We start from the raw sequence: 23,748 nt of genomic DNA on the forward strand, positions 1-23,748 counted from the left end.
TCGCGCGCGCGTTGGCTAATGGCGCAATAACGCGAGCATCGTGTCTTCGTAGATCTGGTAGACGGGCGCGAGTGTCGACAGTTGAATGCGCTCGTCGGTGGCGTGCAACTGTTCGCCGCGCGGACCATAGCCGCACAGCGCGGGGACAGACAGCGACGCGAGATAGTTGCCGATATTCGAAGGGCCGGCCACCGCGCACGGCGGTTTTGCACCGAGCCTGTGCTGTGCGGCTGCGCACAACGCGGCGACCATCGGATGCGTGTCCGGCACACGATACGCGGGCCAACCGTCGATCCATTCGATGTCCGTCAATAGAGTATTGGCAGGACTGCGGTGATACGTGAGGTCGTGTGCGCGGATCGCGTCGGTAAGCAGGGCGCGCGCTTGCTGCGCATCGAAGCGCGGCGTGAGCCGGATATCCACGGTGAGTTCGCAGCGGTCCGGAACGGCGGTGAAGCCGCCATCGCCCGCGTGAATGCCGGTGACGGTCAATTGTGCCGGGCGCTCAAAAGTCGCGTCATCGTCGACGGGGAGCGGGAGCCCGGCGAGCGCGCCGGCAAGCGCGGCGCCGCGCAGCGCCGCGTTGAGCCCGCGTGTGCTGCCGCTGCCTGAGTGCGCGGCAACTCCATGCACGACGAGCCGCGCGCGCAGAAAGCCGCGCGCGCCGACCATCAGGCGCTCGTGTCCCGGGTAGCCGATCAGCACGCCATCCGGACGCGGGTGCGACGCTGCGCCTGGCGTTCGATTGTCAGACTTGTCAAGGTTGACGCTGTTGTCGATGGTTTTATCAACGGGATTGTCAACGGGGTTGCTAACGGGGTTGCCAAAAAAAGCACGCGCGCCGCCGAAACGGCCAGTGTGTTCATCGAGGTCGAGCAGCAGGCCGGCGCGTCCGGCGAATTCCGCACGGCGTTGTGAAAGCGCTACCAGCAGATGCGCAAACAGCGCGGCTCCCGCTTTGCTGTCGGCTGCACCGCGGCCGTAGAGCCAGCCGTCGGCGACGTGCGCGGCAAGCGGCGGATGGGTCCAGACCTGTTCGTCGCCGAACCCCGCGGTGTCGAGCGTCGCGTTCAGTACGTAGTAGGGTGTTTTATCTTCGCGTGTGGCGGAAGATCGGCCGGAAGCAGCGGCCGTGCCGCGCACTTCCACATATAGTCCAAGCGGCTCGTCATCGGCCGACAGCACGCGCCGGCGCGGCAAGAGCGGCGCGTGCTGCGCAAACCATTGCTCGATGCATTCGAGTATCGGAGCCGTCGGATCGATGCCGCCGCGGCTGGGAATGCGCACGAGGCGCGTCAGCAGCGCGACGATCGACGCGCTGTGCGGATCGATCGTCGCGTCGGTGGATGCGCTTCCAGTCGCGGATAGGCGGGCGTCGGTCCCGGCATCGTTGCCGCCTTCGTTGCTGCCGCCGTGCGCGAATGTGCCGGTCATCGCCGTTTCACTGCGCGGTCACGCGCTGACCCGCGGCGCCTTTTGCCGGCGCACCGAGCGCGCGCAGCGTTTCCTTGACGGTCGCGACGCGCACCGCGAGATCGGGACTGCGCGTTTCGATGCGCAGCTTGTCCTGGCCCGCCAGTCTGATGTGCTTGTGCTTCTGCACCATCTCGATGATGCGCATTGCGTCGACCGGCGGATTCGGAATGAATTGCAGCGCGATCACCGCTTCACCCGCATCGATCTTCGAAATGCCGAGCGGCCGCGCGGCGAGCCGCAACCGGTGCGTTTCGACGAGCGCATGCGCTTGCGGCGGCAGCTTGCCGAAGCGATCGATCAGTTCTTCCTGAATGCCGTCGATCGAATCGGCGTGTTCGCAATTGGCAAGACGCTTGTATAGCGACAGCCGCTCCTGCACGTCGCCGCAGTAATCGGCGGGCAAGATCGCGGGCGCGTGCAGATTGATCTCGGTGGTCGCCGCGAGCGGCGCGGTGAGATCGGGCTCCTTGCCCTCTTTCAGTGCTTTCACCGCATCGTTCAGCATATCGGTGTACAGCTGGAAGCCGATTTCGTGGATCTCGCCGGACTGCTTGTCGCCGAGCACTTCGCCGGTGCCGCGAATTTCGAGGTCGTGCATCGCGAGGTAGAAGCCTGCGCCGAGTTCTTCCATCTGCTGAATCGCTTCGAGCCGACGCTGCGCCTGTTTCGTGAGTCCTTGCGGGTCGTGCACGAGCAGGTACGCGTAAGCCTGATGGTGCGAACGGCCGACGCGGCCGCGCAACTGGTGCAATTGCGCGAGGCCGAACTTGTCGGCGCGGTGCATCAGAATGGTGTTCGCGCTCGGCACATCGATGCCGGTTTCGATGATGGTCGTGCACAGCAGCACGTTCGCGCGCTGCGCGACGAAATCGCGCATCACGCGTTCGAGTTCGCGTTCGTGCATCTGTCCGTGCGCGACCGCGATGCGCGCTTCCGGCACGAGCGCTTCGAGCATTGCGCGGCGATTCTCGATGGTCTCCACTTCGTTGTGCAGGAAGTACACCTGGCCGCCGCGCTTCAGTTCGCGCAGCATCGCCTCGCGTATCACGCTGTCTTCCTCGCGCCGGACGAAGGTTTTGATCGCGAGGCGTTTTTGCGGCGCGGTGGCGATTACCGAGAAGTCGCGCAGACCCTCGAGCGCCATGCCGAGCGTGCGCGGAATCGGCGTCGCGGTGAGCGTGAGCACGTCCACTTCGGCGCGCAGCGCCTTGAGCGCTTCCTTTTGCCGAACGCCGAAACGATGCTCTTCATCGATAATCACAAGGCCGAGCCGCTTGAACTGCACTTCCGACGACAGCAGCTTATGCGTGCCGATCACGATGTCGACGCTGCCTTCGTTGATCTGCTGGATCGCCGCGTTCACTTCCTTCGCGGACTTGAAGCGCGACAGTTCGGCCACCCGCACCGGCCAGTCGGAGAAGCGGTCCGTGAAGGTTTGCGTGTGCTGCTCGGCGAGCAGCGTGGTCGGCGCGAGCAGCGCGACCTGCTTGCCGCCCATCATCGCGATAAACGCCGCGCGCAGCGCCACCTCGGTCTTGCCGAAGCCGACGTCGCCGCACACGAGCCGGTCCATCGGGCGGCCGGCTGTCATGTCGCCGATCACCGCCGCGATCGCCGCCGCCTGGTCCGGCGTTTCCTCGAAGCCGAAGCTTTCCGCGAACTTCACGTAGTCGCGCGGCTCGAGCGTGAAGGCATGACCTTCGCGCGCGGCACGCCGCGCATACAGATTGAGCAGTTCGGCGGCGGTGTCGCGGATCTGCTGCGCGGCCTTGCGCTTGGCCTTTTCCCATTGACCGGAGCCGAGCGAATGCAGCGGCGCGCTTTCCGGGTCCGCGCCGCTGTAACGCGAGATCACGTGCAACTGCGCGACCGGCACGTAGAGCTTGCTGTCGCCCGCGTATTCGAGGTGCAGGAACTCGGTTTCGCCTTCACCGAGATCCATCGTCACGAGACCCATATAGCGGCCGATGCCGTGCTGCGAATGCACGACCGGATCGCCGACCTTGAGCTCGGACAGGTCGCGCACCATCGAGTCGACATTGCTCGCCTGTTCCTGGCGGCGGCGTCCCGCGCGCCGCGCGAGCGGCCCGTACAGCTCGGTTTCGCTGATGATCGCGATACCTTCGCCCGGCAGCGCGAAGCCGTTCGCCAGCGGCGCGACGCCGAGCGCAAAGCGCGCGTCCGACGCGAGCCATGCATCGAAACTGTCGGCGGAGCCGGCGCGCAGGTCGTTTTCCGCGAGCAGTTGCGCGATCGTCTCGCGGCGGCCCGCCGACTCGACCGCGAACAGCACGCGGTTGGGTGTGGTATCCAGATACGCGCGCAACGCGGTGACCGGGTCGTCCGCGTGACGGTCGAGCGCGAGGTTCGGCAGCGGCGCGGCCCAGCCGCCTTCCGGTTTGGCGGGCAGAGCAAGGCGCGCGAACGGCTTGGCGAACGTGAAGAAATCTTCGTCGGACAGAAAGAGCCGCTCGGGCGCGAGAATCGGCCGGTCGCGATCGTGCGACATGAAGTTGTAGCGTTGCTTCGTATCGGCGGTGAAGCGCTTGATCGCGGTGTCGAGGTCGCCCGCGAACACCAGATGCGTGCCGTCGGGCAGATAGTGGAAGAGGGTGGCCGTTTCTTCGAAAAAGAGCGGCAGGTAGTACTCGATGCCCGCCGACGGGACGCCGTTGCCGATGTCCTTGTAGATCGACGCGCGGCTCGGATCGCCTTCGAACTCCTCGCGCCAGCGGCTGCGAAACGCGGTGCGCGATGCTTCGTCGAACGGAAACTCGCGGCCGGGCAACAGACGCACGTCGCGCACCGGGTACAGGCTGCGCTGCGTGTCCGGGTCGAACGCGCGGATCGAATCGACCTGATCGTCGAACAGGTCGAGCCGGTACGGCAGCGGCGAGCCCATCGGGAACAGGTCGATCAGCGAGCCGCGCACGCAGTATTCGCCGGGCCGCACGACCTGGCTGACATGCTCGTAGCCGGCGAGCGTCAGCTGCGACTTCAGCTTGGCTTCGTCGAGCCGCTCGCCCTGCGCGAACGCGAACGTGTACGCGGCCATAAACGACGCGGGCGGCATCCGGTACAGCGCGGTGGTGGCCGGCACCAGCAGGATGTCGCAGCGGCCTTCACCCAGGTCGTGCAGCGTCGCGAGCCGTTCCGAGACCAGGTCCTGGTGCGGCGAGAAGGTGTCGTACGGCAGCGTCTCCCAGTCCGGCAGCAGCCGCACGCGCGCCTCGGGCGCAAAGTAGGGGATTTCCTGCGTCAGGCGCTGCGCATCGACCGCGCTCGCACACAGTACGGCGACAAGCGGCAACCGGTCCTTGTAAGCGAGGTGGTAGCGGGCGACCAGCAACGCGTCGGCGGAGCCGTGCGCGCCGTCGAACGCGAAACGCTGGCCGGCCTTGACGGGCGCCACAGGGGGATTCAGCTGCGGGGTTGCTGCGGTGTCGGTCATAACAGGAGAAAAAGGACGGCCTTGATTTCGAAACGGCAAGTTTACGCGTGTCGGGACGTGCGGGCGAAGGACCTATTATAAAATCCGACCTTCACTTTGACTTTGCAGCATTCGCTCCGTGACTCCCCGCCTTTTTGCCCTGATACCCGGTGCCGGCACCGGCAGCCGCTCCGGCGCGCCGATGCCGAAGCAATACCGAGCCGTCGCCGGACGCGAAATGCTGTACTACTCGCTCGCCGCGTTCGACGCATGCAGCGAGTTCACGCAGACGCTTGTCGTGATTGCGCCGCACGACCCGTACTTCGACGCGCGCCGCTTCGCGGGCCTGCGCTTCGCGGTGCGGCGCTGCGGCGGTGCGTCGCGCCAGGCGTCGGTCCTGAACGGTCTGCATGCGCTTGCCGAGTTCGGCGCGCACGACAACGACTGGGCGCTCGTGCATGACGCCGCGCGGCCGGGCATTACGCCCGCGCTGATCCGCTCGCTCGTCGATGCGCTGAAAGACGATGCGGTCGGCGGCATTATGGCGCTGCCGGTTGCGGATACGCTCAAACGCATCGCGCCGGACACCGATACCCGCATCGCGCGCACCGAGGGCCGCGACGGGCTCTGGCAGGCGCAGACGCCGCAGATGTTCCGCATCGGCATGCTGCGCGAGGCGATTCTGCGCGCGCAGCAGGACGGCCACGATCTGACCGACGAGGCGAGCGCGATCGAGTGGATCGGGCATGCGCCGCGGCTCGTGCAGGGCAGCCTGCGCAACTTCAAGGTCACGTATCCGGAAGACTTCGATCTGGCCGACGCGATCCTGAGCCGGCCGGCCGCGTCGCTCAATGCGGCGTCATCGTGACGGTTTTTTCGTGATCATCTGACGACATGGCGCGCGATCGTTGCTGCCGCGCGCCGCGTCCCGCCATACCTACAACAACGGACCCACTGCTATGGATTTCAGAATCGGACAAGGCTACGACGTGCACGCGCTGGCGCCGGGCCGCCCGCTCATCATCGGCGGCGTGACGATACCTTATGAGCGCGGCCTGCTGGGCCACTCGGATGCCGACGTGCTGCTGCACGCGCTTACCGATGCGTTGTTCGGCGCCGCGGCGCTTGGCGACATCGGCCGTCACTTTCCCGACACCGACAAGGAATTCGCCGGCGCCGACAGCCGCGTGCTGTTGCGCGAATGCGCGGCGCGCATCGCGCGCGCGGGCTTTTCGATCGCGAATGTCGACAGTACGGTGATCGCGCAGGCGCCCAAGCTCGCGCCGCATATCGACGCGATGCGCGCGAATATCGCCGCGGATCTGCAATTGCCGCTCGAGCGCGTCAACGTGAAGGCGAAAACCAACGAAAAGCTTGGCTATCTGGGGCGAGGCGAGGGGATCGAGGCGCAGGCGGCGGTATTGCTGACGCGCTGACGCGTGCGATTGGCGCGGCGCCGTGCGTCATGCGCCATACGCGGTGCGCCGTGCGCGGTGCGTCATGCGCCGCAAAGCAGAACGCCACGCAGATCGTGCGTGGCGTTTTTGCATGAGCGCGGCGGTATTGTGTACCGCTGCGCGCAACCCGGCGTTATCTGTTTTCAGCAGCGATCACGAGCGCGGCGGCGTTGATCACCGCGGCGATGCGGCCGACGTCGCGGAGTTGCGTCGAGCTCATGCCTTCCTTGAGCAACGTATCGAAGTGCGACTTCACGCAGAAGTGGCACTTGCCGATGATCGACGACGCGAGCGCGTACATTTCGAAGCGGCGCTTGTCGACGCCGCCGTGCGACGCATACGCATTCATCCGCAAGCCGGCCGGCTGCGACTTCAGGTCTTCGTTGTCCGCCATCTCGATGTACGGATACCAGACGTTGTTCATGCCCATCAGCGCGGCCGCGGTCAGCGCGCCGTTGGTTTCTTCCGGCGACAGCACGCCGGCGTCGCGGATCGCGGCGACGAGCGCCGCGCTCTTCGAGGCGAACGCGGCAGCCAGCGCCACGCCAACCGCATCGTTGCCTTCGAGCGACGAGCGCGCAATCGTGCCGTCCAAGTTCAGGCGAATGTCCTTCGCGTAGTCAGGAACAAGTTCTTTGATCGCGGACAAGAATTCCATAGATATCTCCTATCGAGTTGCCGATAAAAAAGCCCGCCGGCTTTTTCAAGCTTAGCGGGCTTTCAGCTGCACTGGCTTACAGCGTTGCGCCGCCGACTGCGCGGTTGCACGGGCACAGTTCGTCCGTTTGCAGACCGTCGAGAATACGCAGCACTTCTTCCGGGTTGCGGCCGACGTTCAGGTTGTTGACCGACACGTGCTGGATGACGTTGTCCGGATCGACGATGAACGTGGCGCGCAGTGCAACGCCGGCTTCCTGGTCGCGCACGCCGAGCTGGTCGATCAGCTCGCCCTTCACGTCGCCGAACGAATAGTGGTTCAGCTTGTTGAGGTCTTTGTGCTCACGGCGCCATGCGAGCTTGACGAACTCGTTGTCCGAGCTGCCGCCGAGCAGAACGGCGTCACGCTCTTCGAAGTCTTTCGTGAGCTTGCCGAATTCGACGATTTCCGTCGGGCAGACGAACGTGAAGTCCTTCGGATAGAAATAAATGATCTTCCACTTGCCCGGGAACGACTGTTCGGTGATTTGTTCGAACGCCGACACGCCGTTCTCTTCGTGGTGGTTGAAGCCAGGCTTGGCAGCGGTGACGGTGAAAGCTTCGAGTTTATCGCCGACGGTTTTCATGCGGACACTCCTATGTAAAAAGTAAGTGGCAAACGGGTTGATTCGGGTTGAGTCGAACAGCGGTTGCGCAAACAGCGGCAACCACCGGGGCAATCTGATCAGGCACTTGCTTTTTTGGGGCGCGCTGGAATGCTGCGCTGCGTCCCACAAGCGAAACTATAACTCTATTGCTATTTATGGGCAATAGTTTTTCACTAACGGTGCGGATAGATTTCCTGCAAGGCGTCGATAGTGTGCAGCCGGGCGATTGTTTCGGATTCGTCCGAAGTAATCTCGTCCTTAAACGGGGACGCAGCAGATCTTCTGCGATGCGTCGAACCCCCGGGGCTGCAACCCGGCGTCAGCTGCTCTTGGCGAGCGGGAATTCGATCGTGACCTCGAGGCCCGGTCCCGGTGACCGGTTGCGCAGCCGCAATGCGCCGCGATAACGGCCGACGAGGCGCAACACGATCGCCATGCCGAGGCCGGTGCCGTTCGCTTGCGTGCGTGCCGAATTGACACGGTAAAACGGCCGTGTGACAAGCGCGAGTTGATCTTCCGGAATGCCCGGACCTTCATCGACCACCGACAGCTCGACGCGCGAATGCGATACCCGCGTCTCCAGCATCACATGCGGAATCCCGTCGGCCTCGCTCAGACCGTATTTGCGTGCGTTCTCGATCAGATTGCCGACCACGCGCCGGATATCGGTTTCGTCCGCCTCGATGACCGCGGACGGTGCGAGGCGCGTGATCAGCCGGATGCCGTCCTCGTTCGACATGCGCGCGGCGAGCTCGCCCGCAATCACGGACAGGTCGACCGGTTCGGGCATGCGTTGAACCGGGCGCGCGTAGTCGAGGAAGCGCCCGATGATCATATCCATCTGCTCGATGTCGTCGATCATCGCGTCTTTCGTCGTCTGATCGGACGGGCTCATTTCCGTCTCGAGCCTCAAGCGCGCAAGCGGCGTGCGCAGGTCGTGCGAGATGCCGGCCAGCATCAGCGCGCGGTCCGCTTCGAGTTGCTCGAGGTCGCGCACCATCTGATTGAAGCTTCGATTGGTTTCGGCGGCGACACCGAGGCCGCGTTCGGGCAGCGACTCCGGCGATTGCCCGGAGCCGACCCGGCGCGCGGCCATCGCGAGCCGCGCGAACGGCCGGTTCACGAGACTCGTGATGAACGCCGCGCCGAATAGCGATAGCGCGAGCGCGAACACGCCCCAGCCGGCCCATTGCAAGCCGGTCACGTTGTCGAGCTGATCGCGATCGAGGGCGACCCAGTAGTCGTCGTCGTCGATCTTGAAGCTGATCCAGACGCCCGGAATATCGTTCACCGATTGCGCGATGATCGTATCGTCGCCGAGGCGCCCGCGGATGTCGTGCTCGATCAGCCGGTTCAGCGATTCGTCGGGCTGCAGCTTGTATTTGTCGGTGGTTTCGCGCGGATACACGCGCACCCCTTCATTGCTCTCGAGATCCTGCAGCAGCGCGCGCCGCAAGTCGGGATCGGAGTAGAGCAGCGCGGTGCGCGTGAGCTTCACGATCGCGACGAGCTGCAGCGCGACGCGCTGTGCGCGCGGCTCGCGCTCGATCACCCGGAAGCTCTGGAACCATGCGGCGAGACTGACCGCGATCAGCAGCGCGATCAGCAGGAACGTTCGCCAGAAGAGGCCGCCGAACGCGAGCGTCAGGAGGCGCCGGTCGATCCGCATGCGGCCTTCTTATCGAAGAACAGACTCCACGCGGCGCGCCAAGTCAGGCTGCGCCGTCAGGGATGAACACGTATCCGAGACCCCAGACGGTCTGGATAAAGCGGGGGCTGCCCGGATCGGGTTCGATCAGTTTGCGCAGACGCGAAATCTGCACGTCGAGACTGCGATCGAAGACTTCGTATTCGCGGCCACGCGCGAGCTCCATCAGCTTTTCTCGCGACAGCGGCTGGCGCGGATGGCGCGCGAACACCTTCAGCACCGAAAACTCGCCGGTGGTGAGCGGAATTTCCTGGCCGGCCTTGGTGAGCGTGCGGGTGGCCAGATTCAGCGCGAACTCGCCGAACTCGAACACTTCGGACGTCTCGGACGGCGCGCCCGGCAATTCGGACGGCGACTGGCGGCGCAGCACCGCATGAATGCGTGCGACCAGTTCGCGTGGGTTGAAGGGTTTCGGCAGATAATCGTCGGCGCCCATCTCGAGGCCGACGATGCGGTCGACGTCTTCGCCTTTGGCCGTCAACATGATGATCGGCGTGCGGTCGTTGCTGCCGCGCAGGCGGCGGCAAATGGAGAGCCCGTCCTCGCCCGGCAGCATCAGGTCGAGCACCAGCAGATCGAAGCGCTCGCGAACCCAAAGCTTGTTCATCGACGGCGCGTTTTCGGCGACATATACATTGAAGCCTTGCTCGCCGAGGTAGCGGCGCAGCAAATCGCGCAGGCGCGGATCGTCGTCGACGACGAGGATTTTCGAAGGGTTTTTGGTTTCCATGGTCGGCATCTTAGCGCGATTACAAAGGGGAACGCGGTTGCAGCATTTCTCGCGTAACAGTCAGTTACAAAATTTACCCGGGCTGTGGCACGGCGTAAAGCGGGCGCGCTTACACTCCTTTACTGTTTGCGCCAGTTCGGTAGATACTTCACTAGACCAACACTCTCGCGCCCGGTTTTTGCCGGAATCACCATACGCATTTGAGGTAGCCGGTTGCAGCGTCACGAAGGGAACAAGATGAAGGGAGGGGTATGGCCGAACGTGCGCCTGAGCGTGATTGCGCTGGCAGCAGCGAGCACGTTCGCGGGCACGCTGAGCCCGCCTGCGCTGGCCGACCCTCCGCCTCCCGCCGATCGCGCCGTTCCTCCTCATCCCGCTTCGCATCCCCGCACCCGTGCGCCTCGCCTGCCGCACAAACCGCCTGTCGACGACACACCGGCTTCCGAGTCGATCGTCCGTACCGCCGTGCCGCCCGATCTCGATCAGCGCCGCCGCGACGGCCATATGACGCCTGAAGAGCGGCGGTTGTTGCGGCAGCATATCGAAGATGCGGTGCGTGAGTTGTACAAGCGGTAGACGTGCCGTGAAGCGGGCTCGTGCGGTCGGTGGCTCGCGACGGATTGCAACCGGTGGCCGGCGATTTCCTGCGCGTTTGGACGCGCGTGCATCGAAGCACGCAGCAACAGTGCGTTGGGTGTGAGCGCAACGATGCTTCGAACGGCCGCGCCCTGTGGCGCGGTTGCGCCTGTCGACTGCGCATCGACAACGGAGCGAGACACGGCATGAAGCGACGCGAGTTCCTGTCGACCGCGGCCGCCGCGGGCGCGGCGCTTTCGCTGCCGCGTGTGTCGTGCGGCGCGGCGTCGGCGTCGGCCGCCTCGACTGCCCGGCGCGACTTCGGTTTCGCGCATCGCGTTTCGCCGGCTGCGTCGCCCAGTCCGTCCGGCATACGGTTGCTGATTCTCATCGAACTCAAAGGCGGCAATGACGGCCTGAACACCGTCGTTCCATTCGCGGACCCGCTGTACTTCCGGCTGCGTCCGGGCCTTGCGATGCGCCGCGACGCGGTGTTGCCGCTCGATGAACGCAGCGCGCTCCATCCCGCATTGCAACCTTTGATGCCGCTGTGGCAAAGCGGCCAGCTGGCGATCGTGCAAGGCCTCGGCTATCCGCAATTCAACCTGTCGCATTTTCGCGCGATGGAGATCTGGGACACCGCGTCGGACGCGCAGCAGTATCTGCGTGAAGGGTGGATCGCACGCGCATCGGCGGCGGCGCCGCAAGGCGGTGCGATGAACGGCGCGGCCGGCGGCGCAAATCTCATGTTCAGCCACGCCGGGCGAGGACCGCTCGCGGGCGCTGCGTGCCGTGCGTTGACATCGATGCCGCCGGCGCATGATGCAGCATCGGTCGAGCTCGCCGCCCGGCCATTGAACACGCTGTTTCCATCCGATGCGTTCGGTTCGTCGCTGCGTCTGGCGACGCAGGCAATCGCGGCGGCGTCGCGGGCTGAACGATGCGCAGCCGCGGGCGGGAACCCAGCCGTGGTTCGCGTCACGTTGAACGGCTTCGATACGCATGCGAATCAGCGGCAGCGGCACGCGATGCTGCTCGCGCAGTTCGCGCATGGGGTCGTCGCTTTGCGGGCTGCGTTGCGCGAACTCGGTCGATGGGACGACGCGCTTGTTCTCACCTGTTCGGAGTTCGGGCGCCGGCCGCGTGAAAACGATTCCGGCGGCACCGAACACGGCACGAGCGCACCGCACTTCGTGATGGGCGGCAGGGTGCGCGGCGGCCTCTACGGCGCGCCACCGGCGTTGTCGCAACTCGATGGCAACGGCAATCTGCCGATGTCCGTCGACTTCAGATGTCTGTACGCGAGCGTGCTTGCGCATGGGTGGCGGTGCGATGCGGCGGCCGTGCTCGGGCGTCGATTCGACACGTTGCCGTTATGGCGCGTATGAGTGTGCGAGCATGCGCGTTATTGCGCGCGCTGGTTTGCTTTTCTGTTGGCTGTTGGTGCGGCAGCGGTTGCAGTCGCAGCAGCGGTTGCAGTCGCTGCTGCGGGGTATTCGACTGAATCGCGTGCGCGTCAAGCGCGGCGCGCGGCGCGCCACGCGACCCACAGCTTGCGAATCGGCGTAAGCGCGATACGCTGATGCAGCACGTGATAACCGTCGCGTTCGATCTCGTCGAGCAGCGCGAGCGCCAGGGCGGCGAGCGCCCGCAACGTGCGCTGCGTGCGGCGTTCCGGGCCCGGTAGCGCGGCGAGCGCCGTATCGATTGCATCGCGTGCGCGCGTCGTCTGGAAGCGCATCAGGTCGGCGAACGCATCGCTGTAGCGGCGGTTGATCAGATCCGCGGCGGTCACGTTGAAGCGCTGCATTTCGTCGATCGGAATATAGATGCGGCCATGACGCGCATCGTTGCCCAGTTCGACGACGAACTGCGCGAGCATCAACGCCTGGCCGAGCGGCGCCGCCCAGTTCGCGGCCGCCCGCGGGTCTTTTGCGGTCGCGCGTGCGACCACCGCCGCGAACGTGCCGCCTACGCTGTCGACATAGCGGCGCAGATTCGGATAGTCGAGATAGCGCGCCTGGTCGAGATCCATCTCGAAGCCGGCAAGCAAAGTCTGCAGCGCCGGATACTCGGTGCGCACATCCGGCCAGTGCGCAACCAGCGCTTTCGAGACCGGGTGCGACGGCTCGCCCGCCGCCAGCGCCGCGGCTTCCTTTTGCCACCAGGCGAGCTTGGTGCGGCCGATGGTCGGATCGCTGGTGTCCTTCACCGTTTCCTCGAACTCGCGGCGCAGCGCGAACAGCGCGGTGAGCAGCGGCTGTCGCGCCACCGGCGCCTGCCGCAGCGCATAGTAAATGCTCGACCCGGGCGGCGCCGCTTTTTGCTGGCAATAGTCGTCGAAATTCACGGAATGGGGCGTGGCGTATTGGAGTGGTGTGGGCGAAGCGTTCGCGAAGTCAGACGCAGACGAACGTCAGACGCGGCATGACATCGCCTTGCGGCGAGTCAAAAATTGTAGCATCGCATTCGTCCATCAGTTGCAGACAAGCGCGTGCCGATCGGGTAGAATCTCGCGCTCACGCTTTCGACCATGCTGTGTGAAAACACAGCGGCCGCGTCGCTATGCGGCGAAGTGCGCTTAAGAACGGACAAATAATGCGCGCACCTCGCACATGGCAATCAGACATCGGGCGTATGCGCCCGGCGGCGAGGATGGCGAAATTGGTAGACGCACCAGGTTTAGGTCCTGACGCCCGCAAGGGTGTGCGGGTTCGAGTCCCGCTCCTCGCACCATCGAAGCGCTGTCCATCACACAAGCCCTGCATGGCGCACACGCGCTGCAGGGCTTTTTTCTTTGCCCGGCACGCTGCCCGTTCGAAGACGTGCGATGAGCAAAACAAAAAAAAACCCCGCATGACGCGGGGCTGCATCGCGCGCTACATCCACGATTAATGGTGGCAGCGACGCTCCCAATGGTGATGCACGAGCACCTTGTGGCACACGAGATGATGGTCGTACGCGAATGCGGACGACATGCTGCCCAGTCCAGCCGCGACGGCAACCAGTGCCAGTAAAACCTTCTTCATCCTGAAATCCTCGAAGTCTAAAAACGAAAAGGGGCTGTCATGTTAGCAACGCCGCATTACGATTTCCTGAAAAACGGAAGCCGCGCAGTGCGTTGCCGCAGTGAATTATGCCCATTCGTTGCGGATGCAACTAAGTTGTCCTATGCTGCGCGGACGCGGATCGATCCGTCATACAAGGAGTGATTGAGTCATGAGTGTGGATGCGCAGCCAGACCGGACGCCGCGCACGGCTGTCGTGGGCGCCGGCGCGATCGGCGGCCTGATCGCCGTGGCGGCGGTGCGCGCGGGACATGCGGTGAGCGTGCTCGCGCGCGGCAAGACGCTCGACACGCTGCGCGCAGACGGACTGAAGGTGATCGACGGCGCGCGCGAGTCGGTGGTGCGCGTCAGTGCCAGCGACGACCCGGCCGGACTGGGTGTACAGGACTACGTGGTGATCGCGCTCAAAGCGCAGACGCTGCCGGCGGTTGCCGCGAGCCTGCGGCCGATGGTCGGCCCGGACACGGTGATCGTCGCCGCGATGAACGGTCTGCCGTGGTGGTTTCCGCACGATTTCGAGGGGCCGCTCGCCGGCCAGCATATCGACGCGGTCGATCCGGGCGGCAGCGTATCCGCGGCGTTGCCGCCGGCACGCGCGATCGGCTGCGTAGTGCATCTGTCTTCGTCGACCGATGCGCCGGGTGTCGTGCGGCGCGGCCGCGGCAATCAGCTGATTGTCGGCGCGCCGGGCGCCGCACTGGCCGCCGAGGCGGGCGCGTTTGCGCAGGCGCTGCGCGCCGGTGGTTTCGACGCCACGTTATCCGACGCAATCCGCAGCGAGATCTGGGCGAAGCTGTGGGGCAACATGAACATGAACCCGTTGAGCGCGCTGACCGGCTCGAGCGCGGACCGCCTGCTCGACGACCCGCTGACGCATGCGCTCGTGCTGCGGATGATGGAAGAGGCCGCTGCGATCGGCGCGCGGCTTGGGTTGTCGACCGGCATGACGCCGGCCGAACGGGTCGCGCTCACGCGCAAACTCGGTGCGTTCAAAACGTCGATGCTGCAGGATTTCGAAGCGGGCCGGCCGCTCGAGGTCGAACCCATTCTCGGTGTGTTTCCGGAGCTGGGCCGCAAGCTCCATGTGCCGACGCCGTTCTGTGATGCGGTGCTCGGATTGCTGCGACAGCGCGCGGCAAACAGCGGGCTGTGAATGACGCACGGGCAGCGCTGCGCGAGTCTTGCTTCGCGCAGCGGAGCGCGGGCTTTGCTGGCTGTCAGGCGTGAGGTTTGATCAGGCGTGGCATGACATGACCCGGCACGCCGGGTGCGATACGTCCGCTTTTGCCGCTCGCGTCAATTGCGCCGTTTTGTGCGGCTTGTGCCTCTTTGTGCCGCTTTCGACCGGTAGCCGATATTCAGCGTTACTGCGCGTCGCGCTCGAGCACAGCTTCGATCACCTTGTCGAGCGCCGCACCCAAAGCGGCCTTCTCGCGTTCATCAAGACAGTCGAACAGTTCGCTATTCCACTTGCGCGCAATCGGCATCACCTTCCGGTGCAGCGCGCGTCCTTCGGCGGTGAGCGAAACAAGCACGACGCGTCCGTCGTCGTCGCTTGCGTCGCGTTGCACGAGTCCCTGTTTGATCAGGGCTTCGGCTGCGCGGCTCGCTTGACTCTTGTCGAGGTTTGCATGGCGCGCGAGATCCATGATCGAAAAGGGTCCAAACGAGCCAACTGATGCAATCACGCGCGCCTCAGGCAACGTCACGCCAAGCTTCTCCAGATATCGTTCACTGATACCGCGCTCGGAGAGTTTGTTGAGTATGTGCAGACGATACGTCAGAAACTGTTCGAGTCCGGCTTTATCGGAGGCCTTCATGGTCTTCCTGTTGTGAGTGAATGCGGTCGTTGCGTTGTGATTGTTGCCGCATCCGCTGCGCCGGTCAACGCATGCTGCGCGTGTCGTATCGCAGACGCGTCAATTGCTCCGCTTCATTCGCGAGCAACCGGGCTGCGTCGCGAATCGCGGTTTCCAGCGTGATCGGTCCGGGCGCGGGAGAAAAGCAGCCGCTGAAGTGTTCGGTGAGACGCGGCAGCGCCGTCGGGTCGACCGCACCGGAGAGCAGGGTGGCCGGCACGCCCGCCGCGCGCGCATGCCGGCATGCAATGAACGGGGCCTTGCCGTGCAGCGTCTGCACATCCGAACGTCCTTCGCCGGTGATGAGCCAGTCCGCGCCTTGCAGTGCGTCGTCCAGACCGATCTGCCGCGCGACCACTTCCGCGCCCGCTTCGAACTGCGCGCCGAGCATATGCAAGGCGAAGCCGAGTCCGCCGGCCGCGCCCGCGCCCGGCAAGTCGCGCGCGGTGCGCCCGAGCGCGGGCTCGAGCAGATCCGCGAAGCGGGCAAGGGCGGCGTCGATGGCGACGAGCTGGTCCGGCTTCACGCCTTTCTGCGGACCGAAGATCGCGGTTGCGCCGTGCTCGCCGGTGAGCGGATTGTCGACATCGGACATGCCGATGAACGAGGCCTGCGCAACGCGTGCATCGAGTTGCGATGCGTCGATGCGCGTCGCGCGCACGAGTTGTTCCGGCGTCGGTTCGAGTTCGCGTCCTTGCGCATCGAGAATCCTGAGACCGAGGCCGACCAGCAATCCGGCGCCGCCATCGTTCGTGCTGCTGCCGCCGAGCGCGACATAGAAGCGTCGCACGCCTTCATCGAGCAGTGCGCGAATCGCCTCGCCCATTCCGCGCGTGCTGCGTTCTTCGACCGCGACACCCATGCCGACCGGGTCGGTGATGCCGACTACTTCGGCCGTCTCGATGATCGCGCTGCCGTCGCCGATCAGGCCGGTGGCGGCATCGCGCGCGGGGCCCGCCGCGCCGCGCACGGTCAGCGTGCGCCGCTCGCCGCCGCGCGCCAGCATCGCGTCGAGCGTGCCTTCGCCGCCGTCCGCCATCGGGCAGATGCGCACGGTCGCATCGGCGCGCGCGCGGCGGATGCCGTTGGCGATCGCCTGCGCGACCTCCTCGGCGCTGAGCGAGCCCTTGAACGAATCGGGAGCGATGACGACGACAGGCGCGGACGACGGATTGGGCATGATGTCTCTGACTGATTGGAGTTGTGGCCGTTGGGCGTGCGGGTCATGGCCGTGAAGGCCGCATGCCCGACCGCGTCCGCTAGCTTATCAGCATGGCGCGCGCGACTGAATAGGCCGGACGGCATAGCGCGGATTGGTCTGCGCACGCACGTTGCGCGAAACGACGCCGGGCTTTTCAGCGGGGTTACGCGATGCGTTCGCGGCCATTGCATGCCCGATGGGGATTTCGTCCGGCGTTCAAGGGAAAGAGGCGAAAAAGAAGCGGAAAACCGGCCGCGAATGCCGTCGAATTCGCCTCGACGTCAATTCACCGCGAACCGCGCGAATAGTTTGCTAAAATATTCGGCTCTCTGACCCAACTGCGCCTGACTGGCCCGCGGCAACAGCCGTGCGAGCAGCGAAACTGAGGAGCGGCGCCGGTGAGGCATGCGATCGTTGCGATCGCATGCCATTCGGACGCCGGCGGAAGGCGCAGACAAGATAACTGATTCGCTCGAATAATTTTAGGACGATTGAAGCCATGGCTAACGTTGTTGAGAACCTCGGCAAGCTCGAACGCCGCGTGACGATTTCCCTGCCGAAGGATGCGGTGCAGAAAGAAGTGGATTCGCGCATCCGTCAACTGGCGAAGAACGTGCGCATGCCCGGCTTCCGTCCGGGCAAGGTGCCGCTCAAGATGGTGACTCAGCAGTACGCGGGCCAGGTCGAAGCGGAAGTGCTGAGCGACAAGGTCGGCAAGGAATTCTTCGACATCAGCCGCGCGGAAAATCTGCGCGTGGCGGGCCAGCCGAGCTTCAGCCCGAAGACCGAGGCGGACGAAGCCGCGTATGCGTTCGATGCAACCTTCGAGGTCTACCCGGACGTCAAGCTGGGCGACGTGGCCACCGCTGAAATCGAACGCACCAAAACCACGATCAGCGACGCTGAAATCGATCGCACGCTGGATATCCTGCGCAAGCAGCGCGTGCATTACCACGCGCGCGGTGAAGACAGTGCGCACGGCGATGGCGGGGCCGACACGGGAGCGAAAGACGGCGACCGCGTGACGGTCGACTTCGTCGGCAAGATCGACGGTGAAGCGTTCGAGGGCGGCAGCGCGGAAGACTTCGCGTTCGTGCTCGGCGAAGGCCGCATGCTGCCGGAATTCGAAAAGGCGGCGCTCGGTTTGAAGGTCGGCGAAGCGCGTGAATTCGACCTCAAGTTCCCGGACGACTATCACGGCAAGGAAGTCGCCGGCAAGACCGCGCAGTTCACGATCACGATGAAGAAAATCGAGTGGCCGCATCTGCCCGAGATCGACGCTGAATTCGCGAAGTCGCTCGGCATCGAAGATGGCGACCTGACGAAGATGCGCAACGAGATCAAGGACAACCTCGAGCGCGAAGCGAAGCGCCGCACGCAGGCGGTCGTGAAGAATCAGGTGATGGACGCCCTGCTGAAAATCTCCGAACTGGATGTGCCGAAGGCGCTCATCGAACAGGACCAGGAGCGTCTCGTTGAAATGGCGCGTCAGGATCTCGTGCAGCGCGGCGTGCCGAATGCGGCGAACGCGCCGATTCCGGGTGAGATGTTCAAGGAGCAGGCGGAGCGTCGCGTGAAGCTCGGCCTTGTGCTCGCCGAACTCGTGAAGGCGAACGATCTGCAGGCAAAGCCAGAGCAGATTCGTGCGGAAGTTGATGAATTCGCGAAGAGCTACGAAGACCCGAAGGAAGTCGTCCGCTGGTATTATTCGAACAAGCAGCGCCTCGCGGAGATGGAAGCGTTCGTCGTTGAATCGAACGTCGTCGATTTCGTGCTCGCCAAGGCGAAGGTAACGGACAAGGAAGTGAGCTTCGAAGAGCTGGCAAGCGCAACGGCGCAACAGGCTTAATCGTTGCTGCTACGGCGTGCCGGCTGTCGGAACGATGGCCGGTACGCCGTTTTTGCGTGGGTTTGCGTCGGGCGTTATGCTTGTTCGAACGTGCTTTTTCTGCGGATGGTGCGCAGGCGCATTGAAGATCCATTGAAGATCCCTGAGCGGGCACTTGAATACCACATTCCCGCACTCACCTGTTCTGTATGACTATCTCCAGACAAGGATCCATTGCATGACTTTCCGCGCTCAAATGCTGGACACGTTGACCTCCCAGACGTTGACTTCCCAGTCGAGGGATCGGGATCTCGAAGCGCAGGCGCTCGGCCTCGTGCCGATCGTTGTGGAAACGAGCGGCCGCGGTGAGCGCTCGTACGACATTTACTCGCGGCTGCTGAAGGAGCGGGTGGTATTCCTGGTCGGCGAAGTGAACGATCAGACTGCGAACCTCGTGATAGCGCAGCTACTGTTCCTTGAGAGTGAAAATCCGGACAAGGACATCAGTTTCTATATCAACAGCCCGGGCGGTTCGGTGTCGGCCGGCATGGCCATCTACGACACCATGCAGTTCATCAAGCCGGATGTTTCGACGCTGTGCATGGGACTCGCCGCCAGCATGGGCGCGTTCCTGCTCGCCGCCGGCGCGAAAGGCAAGCGTTTTGCACTGCCCAATGCGCGCGTGATGATTCACCAGCCGCTTGGCGGCGCGCGCGGCCAGGCGTCGGACATCGAAATCCAGGCCCGTGAAATCCTGTATTTGAAGGAACGGCTGAATCAATTACTGTCCCATCACACGGGTCAGCCGGTCGAACGCATCCAGCGCGATACGGACCGCGACAATTTCATGTCGGGTGACGATGCGCAGGCGTACGGCCTGATTGACCAGGTGCTGCACAAGCGTCCTTGAGTGGAACGCAGGCGTCGCTGATCCGGCGCGTTTTTCCCGCAAATTGGGGAAAGAGCGCCGGGCAAAAACGTTGTGAAATAATAAGACCCGTCTGATCGCCTGCGGCAAACGCCGTCAGCTTTTGCACATGAGCCCGCCCCACAGATGGCGGCGCGGCAAACGGCGTATCATGTTACTCGGAGTGTCCGGAGGCTTACACATCTATGGCGGACAAAAAAGGTTCGAACAGCGAGAAGCTGTTGTATTGCTCGTTTTGCGGCAAAAGTCAGCACGAGGTCAAAAAGCTGATCGCCGGCCCGTCGGTGTTCATCTGCGATGAATGCATCGACCTGTGCAACGAAATCATTCGCGATGAAGCGGCGGGTGCCGGGCTCGAAACCGGTATGTCCAAGTCGGATTTACCGAGCCCGCAGGAAATCCGCGAAATTCTCGACCAGTACGTGATCGGCCAGGAGCGCGCGAAGAAGATTCTCGCGGTGGCTGTATACAATCACTACAAGCGTCTGAAGCATCTCGACAAGAAGGACGAGATCGAGCTCTCGAAGAGCAACATCCTGCTGATCGGGCCGACCGGCTCGGGCAAGACGCTGCTCGCGCAGACGCTCGCGCGCCTGCTCAACGTGCCGTTCGTCATTGCGGACGCGACGACGTTGACCGAAGCGGGCTATGTCGGTGAAGACGTCGAGAACATCATTCAGAAGTTGCTGCAAAACTGCAACTACGAGGTCGACAAGGCGCAGCGAGGCATTGTCTATATCGACGAAATCGACAAGATCAGCCGCAAGTCGGATAACCCGTCGATTACCCGCGACGTGTCGGGCGAAGGCGTCCAGCAGGCGCTGCTGAAGCTTGTCGAAGGCACGATGGCGTCGGTGCCTCCGCAAGGCGGTCGTAAGCATCCGAACCAGGATTTCATCCAGGTCGACACGACCAATATCCTGTTTATCTGCGGCGGCGCATTCGACGGGCTGGAAAAAGTCATCGTCGACCGTACCGAGAAGACCGGCATCGGCTTCGGCGCAAGCGTGAAGAGCAAGCAGGACCGCGACGCGGGCGAGGTGCTGCGCGACGTCGAACCGGAAGACCTGATCAAATTCGGATTGATTCCCGAACTGATCGGCCGTTTGCCGGTGGTCGCGACGCTCGGCAAGCTCGATGAAGCGGCATTGATGAAAATTCTGGTCGAACCGAAGAACGCGCTCGTCAAGCAATACCATAAGCTGTTCAGCATGGAGCGCGTCGAGCTGGAAATCCGTCCTGCCGCGCTTCAGGCAGTTGCCCGCAAGGCGATCCGGCGCAAGACGGGCGCGCGGGGGCTGCGTTCGATTCTCGAGCAGGCGTTGCTTGACGTGATGTACGAATTACCGGCAATGAAAGGCGTCGGCAAGGTCATCATCGACGACAACGTGATCGACGGCGACGGCAAGCCGCTGTTGATCTACGAAGACGCGCCGAAGGTAGCGGGTTCGAATTGATCGGCGCCTCCCGATTTTTGAGAAAAGGCCGTTCATGGCGACGTGAACGGCTTTTTTCGTTTATCTTGTGGTCAGGATGGACTGTTTCTTGGTGTCACTGAACTTTTCTCCACACGCGTAGGCTTGCAATCCTTTCTCGCGGCCTTAATTACCGAACGAACTGATTCCACTCATGGGGAAATGAAATGTCAGGAACCCAACTCCTCCCGCCGGAACGCGTCACGCTCCCGCTGCTCCCGCTGCGAGACGTGGTCGTCTTCCCGCATATGGTGATTCCGCTCTTCGTGGGGCGGCCAAAGTCGATCAAAGCGCTCGAAGCGGCGATGGAAGGCGGCAAGCACATCATGCTTGTCGCGCAAAAAACGGCGGCCAAGGATGAGCCGACCGAAAAGGACATGTACGAAGTAGGATGCGTCGCGAACATCCTGCAAATGCTGAAGCTTCCCGACGGCACCGTGAAGGTGCTGGTCGAAGGGTTGCAACGCGCAAAGACACTGTCGATCGAAGAACAGGAAACGCAGTTCTCGTGCGAGGTGATGCCGCTCGAACCCGACCACGCCGATAGCGCTGAAACGGAAGCGCTGCGCCGCGCGATCGTGTCGCAGTTCGATCAGTATGTGAAGCTGAACAAGAAGATCCCGCCGGAAATTTTGACATCGCTGTCGGGCATCGACGAAGCGGGCCGTCTCGCGGATACGATTGCCGCGCATCTGCCGCTCAAGCTCGACCAGAAGCAGCACATTCTCGAGATGTTCCCGGTGATCGAGCGCCTTGAGCATCTGCTCGCGCAGCTCGAGGCCGAGATCGATATCCTGCAGGTCGAAAAGCGCATCCGTGGGCGCGTCAAGCGTCAGATGGAGAAGAGCCAGCGCGAGTACTACCTGAACGAGCAGGTCAAGGCGATCCAGAAGGAACTGGGCGAAGGCGAAGAGGGCGCGGATCTCGAAGAGCTCGAGAAGCGCATCACCGCCGCACGCATGCCGAAGGAAGCGAAGAAGAAGGCCGATGCGGAGCTCAAGAAGTTGAAGCTGATGTCGCCGATGTCCGCGGAAGCGACCGTCGTGCGCAACTATATCGACACGCTGATTGGCTTGCCGTGGCGCAAGAAGAGCAAGGTCAACAACGACCTGACCAATGCGGAACGCGTGCTCGACGAAGACCACTTCGGTCTCGAGAAGGTCAAGGAACGGATCCTCGAGTATCTCGCGGTTCAGCAACGCGTGGACAAGGTGAAGGCGCCGATCCTGTGCCTCGTCGGGCCTCCGGGTGTCGGCAAGACGTCGCTCGGGCAGTCGATTGCGCGCGCAACGAACCGCAAGTTCGTGCGTATGGCGCTGGGCGGCGTGCGTGACGAGGCCGAGATTCGTGGCCACCGTCGTACGTATATCGGTTCGATGCCGGGCAAGATCCTGCAGAGCCTGACCAAAGTCGGCGTGCGCAATCCGCTCTTCCTGCTCGACGAAGTCGACAAGATGGGCATGGATTTCCGCGGCGACCCGTCGTCAGCGCTGCTCGAAGTGCTCGATCCGGAGCAGAACCATACGTTCGCCGATCACTACGTCGAAGTCGATTTCGACCTGTCGGACGTGATGTTCGTCGCGACGTCGAACTCGCTGAACATCCCGCCGCCGCTGCTCGACCGGATGGAAGTGATCCGTCTGTCGGGTTACACGGAAGACGAGAAGGTCAGCATCGCGCAACGTTACCTGCTGCCGAAGCAGAAGAAGAACAACGGTTTGCGCGCGGGCGAGATCGACGTGACCGAAACCGCGATTCGCGACATCATCCGCTACTACACGCGTGAAGCGGGTGTGCGTTCGCTCGAGCGCGAAGTGTCGAAGATCTGCCGCAAGGTCGTGAAGATGCTGCTGCTGAAGAAGGCGGACGGCGCGGTGACGGTCGATGGCAGTAACCTCGATACGTTCCTCGGCGTGCGCAAGTACGACTTCGGTCTGGCTGCGAAGGAAAACCAGATCGGTCAGGTCACGGGTCTGGCGTGGACGGAAGTCGGCGGCGATCTGCTGACGATCGAAGCGGCGGTGATGCCCGGCAAGGGCAACGTGATCCGTACCGGGTCGCTTGGCGACGTGATGAAGGAGTCGGTCGAAGCCGCCCGTTCGGTGGTGCGCTCGCGTTCGCGGCGTCTGGGTGTCAAGGACGAGGCGTTCGAGAAGCAGGACATCCACATCCACGTGCCGGAAGGCGCGACGCCGAAGGACGGTCCGTCCGCAGGCATTGCGATGACCACGGCGCTCGTGTCGGTGTTGACGGGCATTCCGGTGCGCGCCGACGTCGCGATGACGGGTGAAATTACGTTGCGCGGCGAAGTGCTGCCGATCGGCGGGCTGAAGGAGAAGCTGCTGGCGGCGCACCGCGGCGGCATCAAGCTGGTGCTGATTCCGGAAGAGAACGTCAAGGATCTGACCGAGATTCCGGACAACGTGAAGAACGCGATTGAAATCGTGCCGGTCCGCTGGGTCGACAAGGTGCTCGAACTCGCGCTCGAACGCACGCCTGCACCGCTGCCGGAGGAAGAGCCGAAGCCGGCGACGCCGGTGGGCGAAGCGGCCAAGGACTCCGGCGCTGCCACCGAAGTCGTCAAGCACTAAACGGCTGGTCGACCGAAGCCAAAACCCGCAGCTCAGGCTGCGGGTTTTTTATTGGGCGCGCGCACGTCACGCCGGGCGATTTGGCGCTTGCGCCGCAGCGTCCAGAGCTTCACGACC

General features: G+C 63.6%; 19 protein-coding genes and 1 tRNA gene. 10 read left to right on the top strand and 10 right to left on the bottom strand.

The genetic code is table 11. The annotated features are described in order from the left end of the window. Positions 1-15: 15 nt before the first annotated feature. Together HV675_RS13720 and mfd are read right to left on the bottom strand one after the other, a co-directional pair. On the bottom strand, positions 16-1,434 hold the full coding sequence (locus HV675_RS13720; RefSeq protein WP_175111462.1) for a M20 family metallopeptidase: 1,419 nt from the start codon (positions 1,432-1,434) through the stop codon (positions 16-18). A gap of 7 nt (positions 1,435-1,441) precedes the next feature. After that, positions 1,442-4,927 (bottom strand): transcription-repair coupling factor, encoded by a 3,486-nt coding sequence (gene mfd / locus HV675_RS13725; RefSeq protein WP_175111463.1) that lies wholly within the window; start codon positions 4,925-4,927, stop codon positions 1,442-1,444. Positions 4,928-5,045: 118 nt separating this feature from the next. Between mfd and ispD the strand changes: the two genes are divergently transcribed. Continuing rightward, the gene (ispD, locus tag HV675_RS13730; protein ID WP_175111464.1) at positions 5,046-5,774 is read left to right on the top strand and encodes a 2-C-methyl-D-erythritol 4-phosphate cytidylyltransferase; all 729 of its coding nucleotides are present in this window, start codon (positions 5,046-5,048) and stop codon (positions 5,772-5,774) included. A 91-nt stretch (positions 5,775-5,865) separates the two neighbouring features. After that, on the top strand, positions 5,866-6,342 hold the full coding sequence (ispF, locus tag HV675_RS13735; RefSeq protein ID WP_175111465.1) for a 2-C-methyl-D-erythritol 2,4-cyclodiphosphate synthase: 477 nt from the start codon (positions 5,866-5,868) through the stop codon (positions 6,340-6,342). A gap of 154 nt (positions 6,343-6,496) precedes the next feature. Here ispF and HV675_RS13740 read toward each other — a convergent pair whose 3' ends face one another. From HV675_RS13740 to ompR, 4 genes are all read right to left on the bottom strand, one after another. Next, positions 6,497-7,021 carry a carboxymuconolactone decarboxylase family protein gene (locus HV675_RS13740; protein WP_175111466.1) on the bottom strand — a complete coding sequence of 175 codons (525 nt, stop codon included), beginning with the start codon at positions 7,019-7,021 and terminating at the stop codon, positions 6,497-6,499. 76 nt (positions 7,022-7,097) lie between these two features. Continuing rightward, positions 7,098-7,646: a peroxiredoxin gene (locus HV675_RS13745; RefSeq protein WP_175111467.1), complete on the bottom strand. Its 549-nt coding sequence runs from the start codon at positions 7,644-7,646 to the stop codon at positions 7,098-7,100. Positions 7,647-7,986: 340 nt separating this feature from the next. Continuing rightward, the gene (locus HV675_RS13750) at positions 7,987-9,336 is read right to left on the bottom strand and encodes an ATP-binding protein (RefSeq protein ID WP_175111468.1); all 1,350 of its coding nucleotides are present in this window, start codon (positions 9,334-9,336) and stop codon (positions 7,987-7,989) included. 43 nt (positions 9,337-9,379) lie between these two features. Then, entirely contained in the window at positions 9,380-10,114 is a 735-nt protein-coding gene (ompR, locus tag HV675_RS13755; protein WP_007585880.1) for an osmolarity response regulator transcription factor OmpR, read from the bottom strand. A gap of 228 nt (positions 10,115-10,342) precedes the next feature. Between ompR and HV675_RS13760 the strand changes: the two genes are divergently transcribed. Both HV675_RS13760 and HV675_RS13765 read left to right on the top strand, forming a co-directional pair. Further along, entirely contained in the window at positions 10,343-10,681 is a 339-nt protein-coding gene (locus HV675_RS13760; protein WP_175111469.1) for a hypothetical protein, read from the top strand. Positions 10,682-10,887: 206 nt separating this feature from the next. Further along, positions 10,888-12,069, top strand: a complete 1,182-nt coding sequence (locus HV675_RS13765) for a DUF1501 domain-containing protein (protein ID WP_175111470.1) — start codon at positions 10,888-10,890, stop codon at positions 12,067-12,069. Positions 12,070-12,197: 128 nt separating this feature from the next. Here HV675_RS13765 and HV675_RS13770 read toward each other — a convergent pair whose 3' ends face one another. Further along, positions 12,198-13,031, bottom strand: coding sequence for a squalene/phytoene synthase family protein (locus HV675_RS13770; RefSeq protein ID WP_175111471.1), 834 nt, complete (start codon positions 13,029-13,031; stop codon positions 12,198-12,200). Between the two features lie 299 nt (positions 13,032-13,330). Between HV675_RS13770 and HV675_RS13775 the strand changes: the two genes are divergently transcribed. Further along, positions 13,331-13,417: transfer RNA gene (locus tag HV675_RS13775), tRNA-Leu, on the top strand. Positions 13,418-13,572: 155 nt separating this feature from the next. Here HV675_RS13775 and HV675_RS13780 read toward each other — a convergent pair. Continuing rightward, a complete protein-coding gene (locus HV675_RS13780; RefSeq protein WP_175111472.1) occupies positions 13,573-13,710 on the bottom strand; it encodes a hypothetical protein in 138 nt (45 codons plus the stop codon). A 190-nt stretch (positions 13,711-13,900) separates the two neighbouring features. Here HV675_RS13780 and HV675_RS13785 point away from each other — a divergent pair, with 190 nt between their 5' ends. After that, a complete protein-coding gene (locus tag HV675_RS13785; RefSeq protein WP_175111473.1) occupies positions 13,901-14,902 on the top strand; it encodes a 2-dehydropantoate 2-reductase in 1,002 nt (333 codons plus the stop codon). 211 nt (positions 14,903-15,113) lie between these two features. Here HV675_RS13785 and HV675_RS13790 read toward each other — a convergent pair whose 3' ends face one another. Together HV675_RS13790 and HV675_RS13795 are read right to left on the bottom strand one after the other, a co-directional pair. Then, on the bottom strand, positions 15,114-15,569 hold the full coding sequence (locus tag HV675_RS13790; RefSeq protein ID WP_175111474.1) for a MarR family winged helix-turn-helix transcriptional regulator: 456 nt from the start codon (positions 15,567-15,569) through the stop codon (positions 15,114-15,116). A gap of 64 nt (positions 15,570-15,633) precedes the next feature. Then, positions 15,634-16,788, bottom strand: coding sequence for a glycerate kinase (locus HV675_RS13795; RefSeq protein WP_175111475.1), 1,155 nt, complete (start codon positions 16,786-16,788; stop codon positions 15,634-15,636). 520 nt (positions 16,789-17,308) lie between these two features. Between HV675_RS13795 and tig the strand changes: the two genes are divergently transcribed. From tig to lon, 4 genes are all read left to right on the top strand, one after another. Then, the gene (gene tig, locus HV675_RS13800) at positions 17,309-18,658 is read left to right on the top strand and encodes a trigger factor (protein ID WP_175111476.1); all 1,350 of its coding nucleotides are present in this window, start codon (positions 17,309-17,311) and stop codon (positions 18,656-18,658) included. 217 nt (positions 18,659-18,875) lie between these two features. After that, on the top strand, positions 18,876-19,547 hold the full coding sequence (clpP, locus tag HV675_RS13805; protein WP_175111477.1) for an ATP-dependent Clp endopeptidase proteolytic subunit ClpP: 672 nt from the start codon (positions 18,876-18,878) through the stop codon (positions 19,545-19,547). A 203-nt stretch (positions 19,548-19,750) separates the two neighbouring features. Next, a complete protein-coding gene (gene clpX, locus HV675_RS13810) occupies positions 19,751-21,022 on the top strand; it encodes an ATP-dependent Clp protease ATP-binding subunit ClpX (RefSeq protein ID WP_175111478.1) in 1,272 nt (423 codons plus the stop codon). Between the two features lie 185 nt (positions 21,023-21,207). Continuing rightward, entirely contained in the window at positions 21,208-23,631 is a 2,424-nt protein-coding gene (lon, locus tag HV675_RS13815) for an endopeptidase La (protein ID WP_175111479.1), read from the top strand. Positions 23,632-23,748: the final 117 nt, after the last annotated feature.

The sequence above is a fragment of the Paraburkholderia solisilvae genome (assembly GCF_902859875.1).
GTDB classification, from domain to species: domain Bacteria; phylum Pseudomonadota; class Gammaproteobacteria; order Burkholderiales; family Burkholderiaceae; genus Paraburkholderia; species Paraburkholderia solisilvae.

Coding starts and splice junctions, on each gene's coding strand:
- HV675_RS13720 (WP_175111462.1), bottom strand. CDS start 1,434: ATGACCGGCACATTCGCGCACGGCGGCAGCAACGAAGGCGGCAACGAT.
- mfd (WP_175111463.1), bottom strand. CDS start 4,927: ATGACCGACACCGCAGCAACCCCGCAGCTGAATCCCCCTGTGGCGCCC.
- ispF (WP_175111465.1), top strand. CDS start 5,866: ATGGATTTCAGAATCGGACAAGGCTACGACGTGCACGCGCTGGCGCCG.
- HV675_RS13740 (WP_175111466.1), bottom strand. CDS start 7,021: ATGGAATTCTTGTCCGCGATCAAAGAACTTGTTCCTGACTACGCGAAG.
- HV675_RS13745 (WP_175111467.1), bottom strand. CDS start 7,646: ATGAAAACCGTCGGCGATAAACTCGAAGCTTTCACCGTCACCGCTGCC.
- HV675_RS13750 (WP_175111468.1), bottom strand. CDS start 9,336: ATGCGGATCGACCGGCGCCTCCTGACGCTCGCGTTCGGCGGCCTCTTC.
- ompR (WP_007585880.1), bottom strand. CDS start 10,114: ATGCCGACCATGGAAACCAAAAACCCTTCGAAAATCCTCGTCGTCGAC.
- HV675_RS13760 (WP_175111469.1), top strand. CDS start 10,343: ATGAAGGGAGGGGTATGGCCGAACGTGCGCCTGAGCGTGATTGCGCTG.
- HV675_RS13765 (WP_175111470.1), top strand. CDS start 10,888: ATGAAGCGACGCGAGTTCCTGTCGACCGCGGCCGCCGCGGGCGCGGCG.
- HV675_RS13780 (WP_175111472.1), bottom strand. CDS start 13,710: ATGAAGAAGGTTTTACTGGCACTGGTTGCCGTCGCGGCTGGACTGGGC.
- HV675_RS13785 (WP_175111473.1), top strand. CDS start 13,901: ATGAGTGTGGATGCGCAGCCAGACCGGACGCCGCGCACGGCTGTCGTG.
- HV675_RS13790 (WP_175111474.1), bottom strand. CDS start 15,569: ATGAAGGCCTCCGATAAAGCCGGACTCGAACAGTTTCTGACGTATCGT.
- HV675_RS13795 (WP_175111475.1), bottom strand. CDS start 16,788: ATGCCCAATCCGTCGTCCGCGCCTGTCGTCGTCATCGCTCCCGATTCG.
- tig (WP_175111476.1), top strand. CDS start 17,309: ATGGCTAACGTTGTTGAGAACCTCGGCAAGCTCGAACGCCGCGTGACG.
- clpP (WP_175111477.1), top strand. CDS start 18,876: ATGACTTTCCGCGCTCAAATGCTGGACACGTTGACCTCCCAGACGTTG.
- clpX (WP_175111478.1), top strand. CDS start 19,751: ATGGCGGACAAAAAAGGTTCGAACAGCGAGAAGCTGTTGTATTGCTCG.
- lon (WP_175111479.1), top strand. CDS start 21,208: ATGTCAGGAACCCAACTCCTCCCGCCGGAACGCGTCACGCTCCCGCTG.